The organism is Micrococcus sp. MS-ASIII-49, assembly GCF_000946635.1.
Classification (GTDB): domain Bacteria; phylum Actinomycetota; class Actinomycetes; order Actinomycetales; family Micrococcaceae; genus Micrococcus; species Micrococcus luteus.
Map to the genome: position 1 here is coordinate 1 of NZ_JXSP01000100.1, position 1,250 is coordinate 1,250.

The following is a 1,250-nucleotide window of genomic DNA, read 5'->3' on the forward strand; positions in this document are numbered from 1 at the left end:
CCGCCGCCCTGGGCCGCGTCGGCCTCTGACCCGCGACGGCGGCCGCCACAGTCGGGCCGGCCCGCCGGGCCGGGCCGCCCCCTCGAGCGGCGGTCAGTCCGCGCCGAGCCCCTCGCGGAGCGCGTCGAGCTCGTCCCGGACGCGCGCGGCGCCGTCGTGGTCCCCGAGGGCGGACAGGCACTGGTGCAGGCCCGTGAGCGCGCCGAGGCGCACGAGCGTGGAGTCGGTGGAGTCGCACACCAGGCGGAAGAGCGTCGCGGCCTGCTCGGGGCTGCCGTCCTCGGCCACCACGTAGGCGGCGAAGAGCTCGGCCTGCGCGGCGCCCTCGCGGTCCCCGGCGGCCGTGAACAGGTCGGCGGCCTGCAGCGCGGTGGCGATCGCCTCCGGCCCCCGCTCGAGCGACCACAGGGCCCGGGCGCGGGTGTCCGTGTAGTCGGCCACCTGCCAGTCGGCGCCGGCGTCCCGCACGAGGGCGAGCGCCTCCTCGAGGAGGTCGAGGCCCTCCGCCTGGCCGGACTCGCACAGCAGGTACCCGTGCGCGTGCAGCGCGGCCGGCAGCACCGCCGGGTCCTCGTCCACCGCCTGGCGCGCGGCCGCGACCGCCCGCTCGAACAGGTCGAGGGCCGAGGGCCGGGTGCGTTCGTCGCGCTCGCGGTTCACGAGGGCGCCGGCGGCCAGGAGCGTGCGCGCGGCGTCCTCCCACTGGCCGTGGGCCTCGAACAGGCCGGCCGCCTCCCGCCACAGGGGCAGCGCGTTCTCGGCGCGGTCCTGGTCGTGGTGCGCGTGGCCGAGGTCCACGAGGGCGCGGGCCTGCTCGACGTCCCGGCCGTGGGTGGCCTCGCGGCGCACCAACCGGGCGAGCAGGGGCTCGGCCTCGTCGGCGCGGCCGGCGAGCACGAGCTGGTGCGCCCACCAGTAGCTCAGGCTCGAGGCCTCCGGCGCCTCGGCCTTCTCCGCGTGCACGGAGGCCAGCTCCCACGCGGCCACGGCGACCTCCTCGTACCCGTCGAGGTCGCCGGCCACGCGCCCGGCCAGGGCTGCCGCGGAGGCCGCGCCGCGCCGCAGACCGACCGAGGCCATCCGCTCCGCCGCCTCGAGCGCCAGGTCGAGGGCCGCCGTCGGACGGTCCAGCTCGTGGGCGGCGATCGCCCGCACCGTGGTGGCGGAGGCCAGGACGGCGCGGGCGGCGGGCAGCGCGGTGACGACGGCGGCCGCCGCGTCCGCCTCGGCGTGCTCGCCCCGCCACAGCT

At 79.5% G+C, this 1,250-nt stretch carries 1 protein-coding gene; it reads right to left on the minus strand.

The genetic code is table 11. From position 1 onward, the window contains the following. Positions 1 to 93 precede the first annotated feature (93 nt). Positions 94 to 1,250, minus strand: a 1,157-nt coding sequence (locus tag SJ20_RS12015; RefSeq protein WP_044659463.1) for a hypothetical protein, incomplete at its 5' end; no start/stop codon positions are given.